The sequence below is a fragment of the Paraburkholderia sp. EG286B genome, from assembly GCF_040965655.1.
Taxonomy (GTDB): domain Bacteria; phylum Pseudomonadota; class Gammaproteobacteria; order Burkholderiales; family Burkholderiaceae; genus Paraburkholderia.
Genome location: NZ_JBFRCF010000014.1, coordinates 156502 through 172891 on the forward strand (window position 1 = coordinate 156502; position 16390 = coordinate 172891).

Consider the following 16390-nt stretch of genomic DNA (forward strand, 5'->3'; position numbering starts at 1 on the left):
GCATGCCGTTTTTGTTTATGCGGCCGGCAATTGCGCGAGCCGCCGCTTCCATGCTTCGATCGCGTCGAGCTGGAACGCTGCGAGCGTCGCGGGCGCGGGATCGTGCAATGCGAGGCCCAGGTGCCGCGCCGCGACCATCAGCGCTTCCAGAGGGCGTGATGCATCGAGCGCCTGCGCCCCGGTCTGCTTCGAGAGCTTTTCGCCATCCGCGTTCGTCACGACCGGCACATGCAGATACGCGGGCGTCGGCACGCCGAGACACTGCTGGAGCCAGATCTGCCGCGCCGTCGAGTCGAGCAGGTCCGCGCCGCGCACCACGTGTGTGATGCGCTGGTCGGCGTCGTCCACGACGACGGCGAGCTGGTAGGCCCACTGGCCGTCCGCTCGGAGCAGCACGAAATCGCCAACCTCGGTAGCGAGGTCCTGCTCCTGTGGGCCTTGCCAGCGGTCGTCAAAGCAGATTAGTGCGGGATTGGCGTGCGGGCCGGCAGGTTCGCGGTCAGTTTCGTCCGCGGTTTCATCGTCAGGCACGCGCAGCCGCCACGCGCGGGCGCGCTTGCCATGCAGGCCGTCGCGGCAGGTGCCCGGATAGATCAGCGTGGTGTTGCGCTGATGCGCGCGCAGTTGCGAATCGGCGATTTCCTTGCGCGTGCAGCCGCACGGGTAGACGTGGCCCGAGGCAATCAGCCGGTCGAGTGCCGCGCGGTAAAGACCGGTGCGGCGGCTTTGCCATTCGGGTGGTTCGTCGGCGTGAAAGCCGAAGGCCGCAAGCGTCGCGAGAATGTCTTCGGCTGCGCCCGGCACCGTGCGCGGGCCGTCGATGTCCTCCACGCGCACGAGCCAGGCGCCGCCGTGCGCCCGCGCGTCGAGCCAGCTCGCGAGCGCCGAAACGAGCGAGCCGAAATGCAGCGGGCCAGTGGGCGAGGGCGCGAAGCGCCCGCGATACCTTTGCGGCGTTGCGCTCACGCGCGCGGCTTAAGCGGCAGCCTGAGCCGCCGCATCCGTCGCGCCCGCGCGCTCCGGATGGCACGCCGGACAGCTCTTGCCCACCACGTAGAGCGGCGAAGCCTGCTCCTGCGGCGTCACGACGGCGCGGCACGCGAAGCACTGCACGGTGTCCGTCGGTTCGAGCTGCGGATTGAGCGCGGTGCGCTGGTCGAACACGAAGCAGTCGCCGTTGTAGTGCGCGCCGCCCACTTCCTCGAAGTACTTGAGAATGCCGCCTTCGAGCTGGTACACGTGCTCGATGCCCACTTCCTTCATGTGGATGGCCGCCTTTTCGCAGCGGATGCCGCCCGTGCAGAACGACACGACCGTCTTGCCTTCGAGGTCGGCGCGGTTCGCCTCGATCACGCCGGGGAATTCGCTGAACTTGTCGATGCGGTAGTCGAGCGCCTTGTCGAACGTGCCGAGGTCGATTTCGAACGCGTTGCGCGTGTCGAGCATGACGACGGGGCGGCCTGCGTCGTCGAAGCCGCGGTCGAGCCACTCCTTGAGCACGACGGGCGCCACGGAAGGCGCGCGGCCTTCCTCGGGGCGGATCGCGGGCTTCTTCATCGTGATGATCTCGCGCTTCAGGCGCACGAGCATGCGGTTGAAGGGCCGCGTTTCGGAGAGGCTTTCCTTGAACCGCAGCGTCGCGAACTTGCCCTCGAAGAGCGGATCGTGGTTGATGTAGTCCATGAAGGCGCGCACGTTGCCTTCATCGCCGGCGACGAACAGGTTGATGCCTTCCGGCGCGAGCAGGATCGTGCCCCGCAAATCGAGCGACTGGCAGCGCTCGAGCACGAGCGGACGCCACTCGGCGGTCTTCTCGAGCGTGGCGAACTGGTAAGCGGAGAGATTGAGGATACGCATGGTGCAACTGGAAAAGCGCCATAAAAGCGCGCGTGAAACCGGAGCCGGGCGCGCGTGCTTGCCTGTCAATGTCGGGGCCAAACTGCGGTCCCCCGAAAACGGGAATTGGGGCAGGGCGCGCGGCGGGCGCAATCCGCTATTATCCCTCAATCGCGCCTCGCGCCGCCTGCGGCGTAGTCGACATGCGGTGCGGCGGCCCCGCGCCCGCGCAAGGTCCTGGCCAGACGGCCAGCATCACCTGCTCATGCGAGCGTGTGCCGAAAATCGCGTGCCCCTGAAGGTACAATGACGGCCATGTCAGATCCCCGCTTCGTCCATCTCCGCGTCCACTCCGAATTCTCGATTGCCGACGGCATCGTGCGCCTCGACGACCTCGTCAAGGCGGCCGCCAAAGACGGCCAGGGCGCGCTCGCGCTCACCGACCTCGGCAACGCATTCGGCCTCGTCCGTTTCTACACCGAAGCCCGCGGCAAAGGGGTCAAACCCATCGCCGGCTGCGACGTCTGGATCACGAATCCCGACGACCGCGACAAGCCGTCGCGCCTCCTGCTGCTGGTGAAGAACAAGCGCGGCTACCTGAATCTGTGCGAGCTGCTTTCCAAGGCGTGGCTCACGAACCAGTATCGCGGCCGCGCGGAAGTCGACGTTGCCTGGCTCGAAGAAGGACTCGGCGAGGGCCTGCTTGCGATCTCGGGTGCGCAACAGGGCGACGTGGGGCTCGCGCTCGCGGCGGGCAATGCGGAAAGTGCGAAGCGCCATGCGCAGCGCTGGGCGAAGCTGTTCCCGAACGCGTATTACATCGAGCTGCAGCGCTGCGGCCAGCCCGGCGGCGAGCAGTATGTCGAGCAGGCGGTGGCGCTCGCGTCGCAACTGAAGCTGCCGGTGGTCGCCACGCACCCCATGCAGTTCATGACCGACGAGGAATACACCGCGCACGAAGCGCGCGTGTGCATCTCGGAAGGCGACATCCTCGCGAATCCGCGCCGCCAGAAGCGCTTCACGACCGATCAGCGTTTTCGCACGCAGGAAGAAATGGCCGCGCTGTTCGCGGACATTCCGTCGGCAATCGCGAACACCATCGAAATCGCGCGGCGCTGCAATCTCACGCTCGAACTCGGCAAGCCGAAGCTGCCGCTGTTCCCGACGCCCGACGGCCTCTCGCTCGACGACTATCTCGTGCAGCTGTCGAGAGAAGGTCTCGAAAAGCGCCTCGTGCAGCTGTATCCGAACGAAGCCGAACGCGAACAGGAGCGCGCGCGTTACAACGAGCGGCTCGAATTCGAGTGCGGGACCATCATCAAGATGGGCTTCCCGGGCTACTTCCTGATCGTTGCGGACTTCATCAACTGGGCGAAGAACAACGGCGTTCCGGTGGGACCGGGCCGGGGTTCGGGCGCGGGCTCGCTGGTCGCGTACGCGCTCGGCATTACCGACCTCGATCCGCTGCGCTACAACCTGCTGTTCGAGCGCTTCCTGAATCCGGAACGCGTGTCGATGCCCGACTTCGATATCGACTTCTGCCAGCACGGGCGCGACCGCGTCATTCAGTACGTGAAGGAAAAGTACGGCGCGGATGCCGTCTCGCAGATCGCCACCTTCGGCACCATGGCCGCAAAGGCCGCGGTGCGCGACATCGGCCGCGTGCTCGATCTCGGCTACAACTTCACCGACGGCGTCGCCAAGCTCATCCCCTTCAAGCCGGGCAAGCACGTCACCATTGCCGACGCGATGAAGGAAGAGCCGCTCCTGCAGGAGCGCTACGACAACGAAGACGAAGTGCACCAGCTGCTCGACCTCGCGCAACTCGTAGAAGGTCTCACGCGTAACGTGGGCATGCACGCGGGCGGCGTGCTGATCGCGCCGGGCAAGCTCACCGACTTCTGCCCGCTCTACACGCAGGGCGACGAAAGCGGCGTCGTGAGCCAGTACGACAAGGACGACGTGGAAGCCGTCGGCCTCGTGAAGTTCGACTTTCTGGGCCTGACTACGCTCACGATTCTCGACTGGGCCGAGCGCTATATCCGCATGCTCGATCCGTCGAAGCAGGACTGGTCGCTCGCCCAGGTGCCGCTCGACGACGCGCCGTCGTTCCAGATCCTCAAGAAAGCGAATACGGTTGCCGTGTTCCAGCTGGAAAGCCGCGGCATGCAGGGCATGCTGAAAGACGCGCAGCCCGACCGCTTCGAGGACATCATCGCGCTCGTGGCCTTGTATCGTCCGGGCCCGATGGACCTGATCCCGAGCTTCTGCGCGCGTAAGCACGGCCGCGAAGTGGTGGAGTATCCCGATCCGCGCGTCGAACCTGTTCTGAAAGAGACCTACGGCATCATGGTCTACCAGGAGCAGGTGATGCAGATGGCGCAGATCATCGGCGGCTACTCGCTCGGCGGCGCGGACTTGCTGCGTCGCGCGATGGGCAAGAAGAAGCCCGAGGAAATGGCCAAGCACCGCGAGATCTTCGCGGAAGGCGCGGCGAAGAACGGCCTCACGCGCGAGAAGGCCGACGAGACCTTCGACTTGATGGAGAAGTTCGCGGGCTACGGCTTCAACAAGTCGCACGCGGCCGCTTACGCGCTGCTCGCCTATCACACGGCATGGCTCAAGGCGCACCATCCGGCCGAATTCATGGCGGCGAATATGTCGCTCGCCATGGACGACACCGACAAGGTGAAGATCCTCTTCGAGGACTGCCTGACCAACAAGATGGTCGTGCTGCCGCCGGACGTGAACGCCTCGGCGTATCGCTTCGAGCCGGTGGCCGATGCCAGCGTGGCCGAAGGCAAGCGCTCGCGCACGATCCGCTACGGTCTCGGCGCGATCAAGGGCAGCGGCCAGAACGCCATCGAAGAAATCTTGCGCGCGCGTGAAGAGGGCGGCCCGTTCAAGGACCTGTTCGACTTCTGCGAGCGCATCGACCGTCGTCTCGTGAACCGCCGCACCATCGAAGCGATGATCCGCGCCGGCGCGTTCGACACGATTCACGCGAACCGCGCGCAGTTGCTCGCCTCCGTGCCGATGGCGATGGAAGCCGCCGACCAGGCGAGCGCCAACGCCATGCAGGCCGGCCTCTTCGACATGGGCGACGCGCCGCTCGCCGCGCACGAACTGGTGGACGAGCCGGCGTGGGGCGAGAAGCGCAAGCTCCAGGAAGAAAAGGCGGCGCTGGGCTTCTACCTCTCCGGCCACCTGTTCGACGCCTACAAGGACGAAGTGCGCCGCTTCGTGCGCCAGAAGATCGGCGAGCTGAAAGAAGGGCGCGACAAGCTGATCGCGGGCGTGATCGCCTCGTTGCGCACGCAAATGACCCAGCGCGGCAAGATGCTGATCGCACTGCTCGACGACGGCACCGGCCAGTGCGAAGTGACGGTGTTCAACGAGCAGTTCGAGGCGCACAAGGCGCTCTTCAAGGAAGACGAGTTGCTCGTCGTGCAGGGCGGGGCGCGCAACGACGCGTTCACGGGCGGCATCCGCTTCACGGTGGATACCGTGATGGATCTCGAGCGCGCGCGCAGCCGCTACGCGCAAGCCGTGAAGCTGCAGATGAACGGCAACGCCAATGCCGGTGCGCTGCGCACGGTGCTCGAAGCGTATCGCGCGAAGCCCGACGACTCGCTGCCGGCGCCTGCCACGGAAACGCGCGGCCGCGGCGGCTTCGGGCGCGATCGCGGCGAGCGCGCGCAAGCGGCCATTCCGAACGGGCTCGCGGTGCAGATCGCCTATCGCAACGATCGGGCGGAAGGCGAAGTGCGTCTGGGCGACGCCTGGCGCGTCAAGCCCACCGACGACCTGCTCGCCGCGCTGCGCGGCGAGTTCGCGGGCAGCGAAATCGAGATCGTTTATTGACGGGATGGGGCGGCGTGGCAGTTTTCACTGCTGCCATGCCATGCCATGCCATGCCATGCCATGCCATGCCGTCGTTCGGCCAAACGCGCGTTTAGCTCGCGAGTTCGGCCAGACCGCGTTCGGCGCGCACGGTGCCGTCCGCGATACGCACCTTGACCCGTTGCTCGTTGGAGTTTGCCTGCGCACGCGGCTGCTCGCGGTGCCACAGGTGGAAGATTTCCGTCGCATAGGCGCCGAGCTTGCGGTGCACGCCGCAATTGGCGAGCCGGGCCACGAAATCGGCGTCCTCGTGCCCCCAGCCGGTGAAGCTGGTGTCGAACCCGTTCACGCGCTCGATGTCGCTGCGCCAGGCGCTCATGTTGCAGCCCTTGATGCCGCGCCACTTGAACTGCTCGATCACACGCCACTTGCGATCCGGCAGCTTGACGAAGAGGGGCGCGATCTTGTTGACGTGGCCAGCGAGGCGTTGCTGCACCCAGAAGCCGAAGCCCTTATCCGCAAGCGGAATCGTCTGCGCGATCACCTGTTGCGTGAGCGTTTCGTCGAGCAGGATGCGGCTGCCGGTGATGATGGCGTGCACGCTTGCGAGCTGCCGATGGCGCGCAACGAAATCGTGCTGCGCGACGCAGTCGCCGTCGAGAAAGATCAGGTAATCGCCGCGGGCCTGCACGATGCCCTTGTTGCGAATCTCGGCGAGGCGAAAGCCGTCGTCCGGGTGCCACACGTGCTCCATGCGCACCGGGCTCGACGCCGCGCAGCGCTCGACGGTTGCGCGTGTCGCATCGGCCGAGCCGTCGTCGGCGACGATGATTTCGTAGCGCGTGTCGGACTGCGCGCTCAGGCTGGCCAGTACCCGTTCGAGCGCATCGGGCCGGTTATAGGTGCTGACGATCACCGAAACCAGCATGTCGCGACGCGCGTTCATCGGCTCTCCGGTGCGGCGTCGCGGGTTTTTGCGGCGGCGGACTGCTGGGTCTCGAGGAGCATGAGCTTCAGGTAGCGGTAGTAGGTGCCTTCGGCGTTGGAGATCGCCAGCACGAAGCCCATTTTGCCGTCGAGGAAGCCGCGCTGGATGATCCAGCTGCGCACGAAGGACCAGAAGCCGTGCAGCAGCGCCTTGCGCAGGCCGCCGCGCTTGCCGCGCGCTGCGCCCTGGGTCGCGCCGTAGGTCGAATAGCTGTCGATTTTCCCGAGCACTTCGGAGAAGTCGCGGAAGCTGTAGTGAATCAGCGCCTGAGCGAGCGTGCCGATGCGCGCCTCGGGCGCGGCGATCACGCGTTCGTGCACGAGATCGTTCGAGAAGCGCGCCGCGTCGCGGCGAAAGAGCCGCGTCACATAGTCGGGCGACCAGCCGGAATGGCGGATCCACTTGCCGCAGTAGTTCGACTGGCGAGGCACGCGGAACAGGTCGGCGCCGTTCGTCTTCACGCTTGCGAGAATCTCGTCGCGAAGCAGGGGGGAAACGCGCTCGTCGGCGTCGAGCGAGAGAATCCACGGGCCGCGGGCCGCGTCGAGCGCGCGCTGCTTTTGCGGGCCGAAACCGGGCCAGTCGGTTTCGACGACCGTCGCGCCGAACTCGCGGCAGATGGCCTGGGTGCCGTCCGTGCTGCCCGAATCGAGCACGACGATTTCGTCGACCCAGCCGTGCACGGAAGCAAGGCAGTCCCGAATATCGTGTGCTTCGTTTTTGACGATGACGATGACGCTGATCGCATCGGGTTTGGCGCTGTCGTTCATCGGCGCTGGCTCGCGATGGCTGGAAGAAGGTGAAGAGGGCGGGACGGCCGGCTGGAGCCGGCCTCGCGTTCGGAGAGCGCTTCGCGCAGACGCTTGCTGCGCGCGCGTTCGTGCCCCGAAGCCGAGTCGCTGAGTATATACAAAAACGCCGGCGGCGACGAAACCGCCCCGGCGCCGGGCCCGTCCGGACGGATACATCGCCTCCTGGGCCGAACGTTTACAATGGCGTACCTGTTTGCCGGGGGGCGGGCAGATTACCCGCATTTTTTTCGAGGAAATTTTGGGCGAGAGATCAACCTTGAGCAAGCCGATCGGCTCCGACACCAAGTCGTCGCCGCTCGTGATTGGCCGGCGGCTGTGGCCGTATGTGAAGCCGCTAATGTGGGTGCTCCTCGCAGGCGTGCTCGCGATGGCTGTGGTGGCGGCCACCGAAGCCGGTATTCCCGCACTGCTCAAGCCGCTGCTCGATCACGGTTTCGGCACGCGCGGCGCTCCGCAAGCGAAGTGGCTGGTGCCTATCGCGGTCATCGGGCTGGCGCTCGTACGCGGCCTCGCGCAATACGCGTCCGGCTACCTGCTGCAGTACGTGTCGAACCGCGTGCTGCTCGCGCTGCGCTTGAAGATGTTCGAGCGCATGATTCACGCGAGCGTCGGCTTCTTTCAGCGCGAAACCGCGAGTACGGTCATCAACGCGATCGTGTTCGAGGTCAACCAGATTCTCGGCGTGCTGCTCGGCGTGCTGGTCACGCTCGTGCGCGACTCGCTCACGGTGATCTTCCTGCTCGGCTACCTGTTCTATCTGAACTGGCGGCTCACGTTGATCGTCGCGGTGCTGCTGCCGGCGATCGGCTGGCTCGTCAGCAAGATCAACCGGCGTCTGCGCCGCCTGAACCGCGAGCATCAGATGCTCACGAACGACCTGTCCTATATCGTCGAGGAGACGGTGGGCGGCTACAAGGTCGTCAAGGTTCACAACGGCGAGCGCTACGAAAAGGACCGCTTCGGCGAAATGAGCCGGCGCCTGCGCGGCTACCAGATGCGCATGACGGTGTCGGGCGGGCTCGCGCAGCCGCTCACGCAGTTCCTCGCTTCGATCGCGCTGGCGATCGTCATCACCATTGCCGTTGTGCAGGCCTCGAACGACCAGACGACGGTCGGCGGCTTCGTGGCGTTCGTCACGTCGATGCTGCTCGTGATCTCGCCGCTTAAGCACCTGATCGACGTGAATCAGCCGCTGCAGCGCGGCATGACCGCCGCCGAGCTGATCTTCGGGCTGATCGACGAGCCGCCCGAGCCCGTGGGCGGCGGCTTGCCGCTCGAACGCGCGCGCGGCGAAGTGGAGTTCCGCGACGTGTCGTTCGCCTATGGAGCGAGTCACCGCGTGACGCTCGACCATGTGTCGTTCCGCATCAACCCTGGTGAAATGGTGGCGCTCGCCGGCCCGTCGGGCAGCGGCAAGACCACGCTCGTGAATCTGTTGCCGCGCTTTTTCGATCCGAGCGGCGGCCAGGTGATGGTCGACGGCGTGTCGATCGCCGATTACGACGTGCATGCGCTGCGCAGCCAGATCGCGATGGTGAGCCAGGACGTGGTGCTGTTCAACGACACGGTCGCGAACAACGTCGCCTATGGCCAGACGGCCGACCGCGAGCGCGTGGAGCGCGCGCTGCGCGCCGCAAACCTGTGGGAGACGATCTCGGCGCTGCCCGAGGGCATGGACACCCTGATCGGCGATAACGGCATGAAGTTCTCGGGTGGCCAGCGCCAGCGCCTGGCGATCGCCCGTGCGATCTACAAGGATGCGCCGATCCTGATTCTCGACGAGGCCACCTCGGCACTCGATTCGGAGTCGGAGCGCCACGTGCAGGCGGCGCTGGAAACGCTGATGCGCGGACGCACGACGCTCGTGATCGCGCACCGCCTGTCGACGATCGAGCGCGCGAACCGCATCCTCGTGATGGATGGCGGCCATATCGTCGAATCGGGCACGCACCAGCAACTGCTCGAGAAGGGCGGCATGTACGCGCACCTGCACAAGATCCAGTATCAGCAGAGCGCCGCCTGAGTCTTCCGGGCGATGACGCGGCGCGCGCGTTCAGGCGCGCCGCGGTCATGAAAGTGCGCCGGCGTGGGCCTGAGCCGCTACGTCTGGAGTGATCAGGCCGCCGCGGGCGCCGTAGCGGGCGCGTGAGCGGCGAGTTGGCGCAGCACCGCGCCGACGACTTGCGCGGGCGGGATGGTATCCACGTTGCCGCTGCCCTGCAGGCCGATGGACCGGCAGGCTTCGGTCAGCCGCAGCGCGGGCGGCTCTTGCTCCCTGAACAGCGAGACGCTGGGCGTTTGCGTGGTGTGGGCGACGTGCATCAGGCCGCCGTCCGCGCCCACGAACAGTTCGGCGTGCGCGACGATCTCGCGTGCCTGAAGGAACGCGAGCTTGCCGGTCAACGAGCGGATATGTACGCCAGCGGGCGCGCTCGCGCACAACTGCTCCGCGATCTGCGTGCCGTTGTCGGAGCCGAGCACGACGATTTCCTTCGCGGCGCCCACGTTGTCGTACTTGTTCAGCAATTCGACGACTTCGGGCCAGCGGTTGTAGGTACGATCGGGGTCGACGCCGCCCGCCGCGATCGCGATGAACGGACGCGCCGGCAGGAGGCCGCGCACCGACTCGCGCGTTGCCGGCTTGCTGGCGAGATAGGGCTTGCTGATTTCGGCGAGCGTGTCGGCGTCGTGACCGAGCGAGAACACGTCGTTGACGCTCGCGAAGCTGAAGCGGGTCTGGTTGCGGTCGGGGCCGTTGAAGTAACGGAACAGGCCCGCGTACGGCAGCTTCGCGAAGTGCCGGGTCTTGATGCGAATCGAGGGCAGGTTGTACTCGGAGAGCAGGATCGCGTCGTAGCGGCTCGCATCGACTTCGTCCGGGTCGCCGTAGACCTTGCCGAACACGTCGTCTTCGCTGAAAAGCGGCACCAGCGACGGCAGCGCGAGCAGATCGATGCGCATGCCCAGGTCCTTGAGCAGCGCGCGGCCGGCCATGTCCATCGTCGCGTCGCCGAAATTGCGTTTGGCGTAGACCCAGAGGATGCGCTGCGAAGGGTCCAGATGCGCCTGTTCGAGGCGCATCTGGCTGTGCGCCTTCAAAAGAAACTGCTTGTGCAGGTATTTCTTCGCGATCTTGATGCGGCTGGTGCTGCGAAGAAACGGCTCCGGCTCGTAAGGCACGCCCGGGTAGGGGATCATGCAGGACCGCGAAACGGCGCGATCGAGCCAGCTTGCCGGCGAAACCCACGAAGTGTTTGAGTTGGTCTGCTGAAACACGGGTCTACTTGCTCTTCAAGATAACCTCTTATTATCACACGATAGCGGCTCGCGCGCTTGACGAAGGATCGGGGACGGCTGCCTTGGCGGGCGCTGCAGGATACGAACTTCCGCGGCGGGTTCGGGTAAGAAGAATGTATGCGTACAATATCGCGTCTCTCGTCATGCTTCGCACCCAAAAAGCCGCGTAGTCAGGACGTTATGAAAGAACCCATTTTCCACGTGTCCATGCTGGCCGTTCTCGCGGCGGGCACGGAACGCACGGATGCCAAATCTGACCCTTTCTAGGGCAAATCTTCATGTTCAGTATTCTGATCCCGACCTGGAACAACCTGCCGTACCTCAAGATGTGCGTCGACAGCATCCGGCGCCATTCTTCGTTCGAGCACGAGATTCTCGTGCACGTCAACGACGGCAGCGACGGCACGCTCGACTGGGTCCGTGAGCAGGGTATCCGCCATACGTGGAGCAAAGGCAACGTGGGCGTCTGCCTCGCCGTGAACGACGTGGCGCGCCTCGCCACGACCGAGTGGATCCTGTTCATGAACGACGACATGTTCTGCACGCCCGGTTGGGATTCGGCCTTCGTCGACGCATTGCGCGAAATCGGCCAGGCGCCTGCCTATCTCGCCTCGCAGATCATCGAGCCGACCGACACCGGCAACGGCCTCGTGACGGTCGCCCACTTCGGCACGGGTCCTGCCGACTTCAACGAGGCGGGGCTGCTCGAATTCGCCGCGAAGATGAACACGGCCGACCGCAACGGCATCGCGCTGCAGCCGACGCTCGTGAGCCGCGAGCTTTGGCTGCGCGTGGGTGGCTATAGCATCGAGTTCGGGCCGGGCATGAGCAGCGACGACGACTTCCTGATGAAGCTCTGGCTGGTCGGCTGTCGCACGTTCCGCTCGGTGGGCGCGAGCCGCATCTACCATTTCGGCTGCCGGACGACGGGACGCATTCGCCGCAACCGCGGCGGCCGCGAATTCCTCCTGAAGTGGGGCGTGACGCAGCGCGACTTCAAGTACAACTACATGGCCCGCACGGCCGACGCCGCGCCGGGCACGCTGCCCAACGTGCCGCGCCCCAACTTCGTGAGCCGTCTCAAGCGGGTGATCTACGCGTTCGGCCTTTACCCGACGCAGGATCTCGAAGCGTGGGAGCCCGATCTGCCTGCGCAGCTCCTGCACACCGCTTCGTTGACTCAAAACGCCACGCCGCGTACGTAATCGCGCCAACGCCGACGGCGCCTTTCGGCGCCGGCTCGCGCGGACTTTGCCTCGAATTGGAACAGTGCCTTAGGATTCCAGGGGTTAACCCTAGGGATTCGTGAGCATACGATGCGTACATCGGTCGCATGCACACACAGTCGCACGTCGGCCGCCTATCCAACTGGAGGTCGTTTCCATGAAGTCCCTGATTCAAGCCGTTGCCGTCGCCACCGTTCTTGCCGCTGCCGCCCTGCCCACCGCTTCGTTCGCGCAGTCGCACTCGACCATCACCCGCGCCCAGGTGCGCGCCGAACTCGTGCAGCTTCAGCAGGTCGGCTACCGCGTCGGTGATGGCGACAACGCTCACTATCCCGAAGCAATCCAGGCCGCCCAGGCGAAGGTCGCCGCGCTGAATGGCGCAAACAGCAGCTACGGCGGCGTGGCGAACGCCTCGCAATCGGGCGGCCGCGCCACGGTTTCACCTGAAGACTGGAACGCGATGTACTCGCGCTAAGCCATCGCGGCGCGCGCCTTTTGTGAAGTCCGCGAAGGGGAAGGGATACGTCAGACGGTGCGAGGCGCTTCGGCTTCGCTGTCCGCGGGTTCCGCGGCGTAGGCCGTTTCCTCCAGCCGCACGAGCAGCGTGCGGGCTTGCGCGAGCGTGTCGCCCGTCATCGGCTGGAACGCGAAGTGCAGCGATTTTTCGAGCTTCGCGAAGTTGCGCCGCGTGCTGCGCGTGTAGGCGGGATCGTAGTGCTGCGCGACGAGCGCCTCGTAAAGCTCTGCCCTGCGATCTTCGTCGAGCAGCTTGCACCACGATTCGATGCGCTCGCGCCCATGCAGCGGCGTGAGCTTGTCCAGTTGCTCGCGGAAATAGGTACGTTCGTCGAACAGGTGCCCGTACTCCTCGAGCAGCAAGTCGATGCGTTCTTTACGCGCGACATCGAGTACGACACACGGCGCTGCATGCAGACGTTCGACGAGCGCGGGCGGCAGCGTGATGATGCCGATGCGCCGGCTTTCGGCCTCGACGAACACGGGGCGCGTGGCGTCGAAGCCGCGCAGCGTCTCTACGAGCGCCGTATCGAACGACTTTTGCGACGGCTGCGCCCGCTCGGGCAGCGCGCCCAGCAACGAACCGCGATGCGCGGCGAGCCCTTCGAGGTCGAGCATCTGCGCGTTCGCTTGACCCAGCGCCTTCAAGAGGCGCGTCTTGCCGCTGCCGGTCGGCCCGGCCAGCACGATATAGCGAAACCCTTCGGGCAGCGTGCCGAGCGCCTCGACGACCGTATGCCGGTACGCCTTGTATCCGCCGTCCAGTTGACGCGCGCGCCAGCCGATCATGTTGAACCAGGCCGTCATCGAGCCGGAGCGCTTGCCGCCGCGCCAGCAGTAGATGAGCGGGCGCCAGTTGCGCGGACGGTCGGCAAACAGCGTGTCGAGATGCATGGCGATATTGCGCGCCACCATGGCCGCGCCCACGCGGGTCGCCTCGAAGGGCGAGTCCTTGTACATCGTCCCGACGATCACGCGCTCTTCGTTGCTGAGCACGGGCGCGTTGATCGCGCCGGGAATGTGGTCCTCGGCAAATTCGAGCGGCGTTCTGACGTCGACGATCTCGTCGAATTCGCCGATCTGTTCAATGGTGACGCGCTGGTGATTCAACTGCGATGCTCCGGTGATGCCTGCCACGGCGTCGTGCTACATGAGCACGATGTCGTACTGTTCCTGACTCAGATTCGACTCCACCTGCAACGAAACCGGCTTGCCGATGAAGTCGATCAACATGGCAAGATGCTGCGACTCTTCCTCGAGAAAAAGGTCGATGACCTGCTGTGAAGCGACCACGCGAAACTCGCGCGGATTGAACTGGCGCGACTCGCGCAGAATTTCACGCAGCACGTCATAGCAAACGGTGCGTGCGGTCTTCACCTGGCCTTTGCCGAGGCAAGTCGGGCAGGGCTCGCACAGCACGTGGGCAAGCGATTCGCGCGTGCGCTTGCGCGTCATCTCCACAAGGCCCAACTGCGAGAAGCCGTTCACGGTCACGCGCGTGCGGTCGCGCGAAAGCGCCTTCTTCAGCTCGCCGAGCACCTGGTCGCGATGCTCGACGTTCTCCATGTCGATGAAGTCGATGATGATCACACCGCCCAGATTGCGCAGACGCAGTTGCCGCGCGATCGTATGCGCCGCTTCGAGATTGGTCTTGAAGATCGTGTCGTCGAAGTTGCGCGCGCCGACGTAGCCGCCGGTGTTCACGTCGATGGTCGTCATCGCCTCGGTCTGGTCGATCACGAGGTAGCCGCCCGACTTGAGGTCCACGCGGCGCGAGAGCGCGCGCTGGATCTCGGCCTCGATGTTGTAGAGGTCAAAGAGCGGCCGCTCGCCCGAGTAGTGATGCAGCTTCGGCTGCACGGCGGGCGTGAATTCGGTGGCGAACTCAGTAAGCTTCTGGAACGTTTCGCGCGAATCGACCTGAATGCGCGAGGTCTCGTCGTTCACGAAGTCGCGCAGCACGCGCTGCGCGAGATTCAGGTCCTGATAGAGCAGGCTCGTGGCGGGCACGCGCTGCGCTTGGGCGAGTATCGTCGCCCACGTCTTGCGCAGATACGCGACGTCCGCGGCAAGCTCTTCGCTCGTGGCGTCTTCGGCGATCGTGCGCACGATATAGCCGCCTTTTTCGTCGGCGGGCAGCACGGCCGTGAGGCGCGCGCGCACCGCTTCGCGCTCGGCCTCGCTCTCGATCTTCTGCGAGATGCCGATGTGCGGTTCCTGCGGCAAATAGACCAGCGTGCGCCCCGCGATGCTCACCTGCGTGGAAAGGCGCGCGCCCTTCGTGCCGATAGGATCCTTCACGACCTGCACCATGAGCGTTTGCCCTTCGAACACGGTCTTTTCGATGGGCTGATGATGCACGCTCGTATGCGCTTCGCCGGCAATGCGCGGATGCCAGATATCGGCCACATGCAGGAACGCGGCGCGCTCGAGACCGATGTCGATGAACGCGGACTGCATGCCCGGCAGCACGCGCACGACCTTGCCGAGATAGACGTTGCCGACGCGCCCGCGCGACAGCGTGCGCTCGACGTGAAGCTCCTGTACTGCGCCTTGCTGGACCAATGCGACGCGCGTCTCCTGGGGCGTGACGTTGATCAGGATTTCTTCGTTCATGATTTGTTCTAGAAGTCGATGCCCGCGGCGCGCAGGAGGGCGGCCGTTTCGAATAGTGGCAAACCCATGATACCCGAATAGGACCCGTCGATTCGCTCGACGAATTCCGCCGCGCGGCCCTGTATGCCGTACGCGCCGGCCTTGCCGAACGGCTCGCCGCTCGCCACGTAACGCGCGATCGCGGCGGGCAGCGCCGGGGCGAAGCGCACGTGCGAGCGCGAGACCGCGACGGGCAGACAGACCCCTTCGGCGTTGACCACGGCCACCGCCGTGAGCACTTCGTGCTCGCGTCCGGCGAGGCGCTCGAGCATCGCGTAGGCTTCGGCGGCGTCGTGCGGCTTGCCGAGAATATGGCCGTCGATGGAGACCGTGGTGTCGGCGGTCAGAATCGGCGCATGCTTGTGCGCGCCCGCGACGAGGCGCGCGCGGGCGGCGTCGGCTTTCGCGGCGCACACGCGCTCGACATAGACGGCGGCTTGCTCGCCGGGCAGCGCGATTTCGAGCGCTTCGGCGTCTTCGTCGGGGCGCGGCAGCAGCAGCTCGAAGCGCACGCCGAGCTGCTGCAGCAGCTCCTGGCGGCGCGGGCTCTGCGAGGCGAGATAGACGAACGGATAGGGCGCGTTGGTGGGCATCGGAGCGTCTTTGTCGTTACGGACTTCGGGTTGACGTGCGCGGCCGCCATTTCGGGCGCAAGCGGGGCTCGAGCGGGGGCGCAAGCGGGGCGCCGGCGCACGACGAAAGGCGGCGCCCTCGCGCTTTAAACCTGCATCACACGCGATGATAGGGGTGATTCTGCGTGATGGTCCACGCGCGGTAAAGCTGCTCGGCGAGCAGCACGCGCACCATCGCATGCGGCAGCGTGAGGGAGGACAGGCGCAGGAGCGTGTCGGCGCGCGCCTTGAGTTCGGGGTCGAGGCCATCTGCGCCGCCGATCAGGAACGCCACGTCGCGGCCGTCCTGCTGCCACAGCGGCAGCGCACGGGCGAGCTGCATCGTGGTCCAGTCCTTGCCGCGTTCGTCGAGCGCGACGATGCGCGCGTTCTTCGGCAGCGCGGCCTCGATGCGCGTGCGCTCGGCCGCCATGACGCTCTCGGCCGAGCGGCCCGACGAACGCTGCTCGGGCTTCACCTCGCGCAGCTCGATGCGCAGCTCCGGCGGCATGCGCTTCGTATATTCCTCGAAGCCCGCGGCGATCCAGTCCGGCATCTTGTGGCCGACGGCGACGATATGCAGTTTCATCGTGCGGGTCGATGGTC

The 16390-nt window shown here is 65.6% G+C and carries 13 protein-coding genes; 4 read left to right on the forward strand and 9 right to left on the reverse strand.

What is annotated here, in order from left to right; all coding sequences use genetic code 11:
- Positions 1 to 15: 15 nt before the first annotated feature.
- Together gluQRS and AB4Y42_RS28135 are read right to left on the reverse strand one after the other, a co-directional pair.
- Complete coding sequence (gene gluQRS, locus AB4Y42_RS28130; protein WP_368695975.1) at positions 16 to 966, reverse strand: tRNA glutamyl-Q(34) synthetase GluQRS; 951 nt, start codon at positions 964 to 966, stop codon at positions 16 to 18.
- A 9-nt stretch (positions 967 to 975) separates the two neighbouring features.
- Complete coding sequence (locus AB4Y42_RS28135; RefSeq protein ID WP_368695976.1) at positions 976 to 1857, reverse strand: sulfurtransferase; 882 nt, start codon at positions 1855 to 1857, stop codon at positions 976 to 978.
- Positions 1858 to 2142: 285 nt separating this feature from the next.
- On the opposite strand from AB4Y42_RS28135, the gene dnaE reads away from it, so the two are divergent.
- Positions 2143 to 5700 (forward strand): DNA polymerase III subunit alpha, encoded by a 3558-nt coding sequence (gene dnaE, locus AB4Y42_RS28140; RefSeq protein WP_368695977.1) that lies wholly within the window; start codon positions 2143 to 2145, stop codon positions 5698 to 5700.
- A gap of 91 nt (positions 5701 to 5791) precedes the next feature.
- Here the strand turns inward: dnaE and AB4Y42_RS28145 are convergent, their stop codons facing one another.
- Positions 5792 to 6625: a glycosyltransferase family 2 protein gene (locus tag AB4Y42_RS28145; RefSeq protein ID WP_368690872.1), complete on the reverse strand. Its 834-nt coding sequence runs from the start codon at positions 6623 to 6625 to the stop codon at positions 5792 to 5794.
- Positions 6622 to 7437 carry a glycosyltransferase family 2 protein gene (locus tag AB4Y42_RS28150; protein WP_368695978.1) on the reverse strand — a complete coding sequence of 272 codons (816 nt, stop codon included), beginning with the start codon at positions 7435 to 7437 and terminating at the stop codon, positions 6622 to 6624. Before AB4Y42_RS28150 ends, AB4Y42_RS28145 begins: the two co-directional genes overlap by 4 nt.
- Positions 7438 to 7717: 280 nt before the next feature.
- Here AB4Y42_RS28150 and msbA point away from each other — a divergent pair, with 280 nt between their 5' ends.
- Positions 7718 to 9502, forward strand: a complete 1785-nt coding sequence (msbA, locus tag AB4Y42_RS28155) for a lipid A export permease/ATP-binding protein MsbA (RefSeq protein ID WP_368695979.1) — start codon at positions 7718 to 7720, stop codon at positions 9500 to 9502.
- Positions 9503 to 9594: 92 nt separating this feature from the next.
- On the opposite strand, the gene AB4Y42_RS28160 is transcribed toward msbA, so the two are convergent.
- Positions 9595 to 10677, reverse strand: a complete 1083-nt coding sequence (locus AB4Y42_RS28160) for a glycosyltransferase family 9 protein (protein WP_368695980.1) — start codon at positions 10675 to 10677, stop codon at positions 9595 to 9597.
- A gap of 377 nt (positions 10678 to 11054) precedes the next feature.
- On the opposite strand from AB4Y42_RS28160, the gene AB4Y42_RS28165 reads away from it, so the two are divergent.
- On the forward strand, positions 11055 to 11981 hold the full coding sequence (locus AB4Y42_RS28165) for a glycosyltransferase family 2 protein (RefSeq protein ID WP_368690868.1): 927 nt from the start codon (positions 11055 to 11057) through the stop codon (positions 11979 to 11981).
- A 178-nt stretch (positions 11982 to 12159) separates the two neighbouring features.
- Positions 12160 to 12477 (forward strand): DUF4148 domain-containing protein, encoded by a 318-nt coding sequence (locus tag AB4Y42_RS28170; RefSeq protein ID WP_324160048.1) that lies wholly within the window; start codon positions 12160 to 12162, stop codon positions 12475 to 12477.
- 50 nt (positions 12478 to 12527) lie between these two features.
- Here the strand turns inward: AB4Y42_RS28170 and mnmH are convergent, their stop codons facing one another.
- The 4 genes from mnmH to rlmH all read right to left on the reverse strand — a co-directional run bounded on the left by mnmH (position 12528) and on the right by rlmH (position 16373).
- Complete coding sequence (gene mnmH, locus AB4Y42_RS28175; protein WP_368695981.1) at positions 12528 to 13628, reverse strand: tRNA 2-selenouridine(34) synthase MnmH; 1101 nt, start codon at positions 13626 to 13628, stop codon at positions 12528 to 12530.
- Between the two features lie 36 nt (positions 13629 to 13664).
- Positions 13665 to 15134 (reverse strand): ribonuclease G, encoded by a 1470-nt coding sequence (gene rng / locus AB4Y42_RS28180; RefSeq protein WP_368690866.1) that lies wholly within the window; start codon positions 15132 to 15134, stop codon positions 13665 to 13667.
- A gap of 8 nt (positions 15135 to 15142) precedes the next feature.
- On the reverse strand, positions 15143 to 15766 hold the full coding sequence (locus AB4Y42_RS28185; RefSeq protein WP_368690865.1) for a nucleoside triphosphate pyrophosphatase: 624 nt from the start codon (positions 15764 to 15766) through the stop codon (positions 15143 to 15145).
- Positions 15767 to 15902: 136 nt separating this feature from the next.
- Positions 15903 to 16373, reverse strand: a complete 471-nt coding sequence (gene rlmH, locus AB4Y42_RS28190) for a 23S rRNA (pseudouridine(1915)-N(3))-methyltransferase RlmH (RefSeq protein ID WP_368690864.1) — start codon at positions 16371 to 16373, stop codon at positions 15903 to 15905.
- Between the last annotated feature and the right edge of the window lie 17 nt (positions 16374 to 16390).

What these genes read in the sequence shown, in the direction of transcription:
- AB4Y42_RS28135 (WP_368695976.1), bottom strand. Translation starts at nt 1,857, where the DNA reads ATGCGTATCCTCAATCTCTCCGCTTACCAGTTCGCCACGCTCGAGAAG.
- AB4Y42_RS28185 (WP_368690865.1), bottom strand. Translation starts at nt 15,766, where the DNA reads ATGCCCACCAACGCGCCCTATCCGTTCGTCTATCTCGCCTCGCAGAGC.
- rng (WP_368690866.1), bottom strand. Translation starts at nt 15,134, where the DNA reads ATGAACGAAGAAATCCTGATCAACGTCACGCCCCAGGAGACGCGCGTC.
- AB4Y42_RS28160 (WP_368695980.1), bottom strand. Translation starts at nt 10,677, where the DNA reads ATGATCCCCTACCCGGGCGTGCCTTACGAGCCGGAGCCGTTTCTTCGC.
- AB4Y42_RS28145 (WP_368690872.1), bottom strand. Translation starts at nt 6,625, where the DNA reads ATGAACGCGCGTCGCGACATGCTGGTTTCGGTGATCGTCAGCACCTAT.
- AB4Y42_RS28170 (WP_324160048.1), top strand. Translation starts at nt 12,160, where the DNA reads ATGAAGTCCCTGATTCAAGCCGTTGCCGTCGCCACCGTTCTTGCCGCT.
- AB4Y42_RS28150 (WP_368695978.1), bottom strand. Translation starts at nt 7,437, where the DNA reads ATGAACGACAGCGCCAAACCCGATGCGATCAGCGTCATCGTCATCGTC.
- AB4Y42_RS28165 (WP_368690868.1), top strand. Translation starts at nt 11,055, where the DNA reads ATGTTCAGTATTCTGATCCCGACCTGGAACAACCTGCCGTACCTCAAG.
- rlmH (WP_368690864.1), bottom strand. Translation starts at nt 16,373, where the DNA reads ATGAAACTGCATATCGTCGCCGTCGGCCACAAGATGCCGGACTGGATC.
- dnaE (WP_368695977.1), top strand. Translation starts at nt 2,143, where the DNA reads ATGACGGCCATGTCAGATCCCCGCTTCGTCCATCTCCGCGTCCACTCC.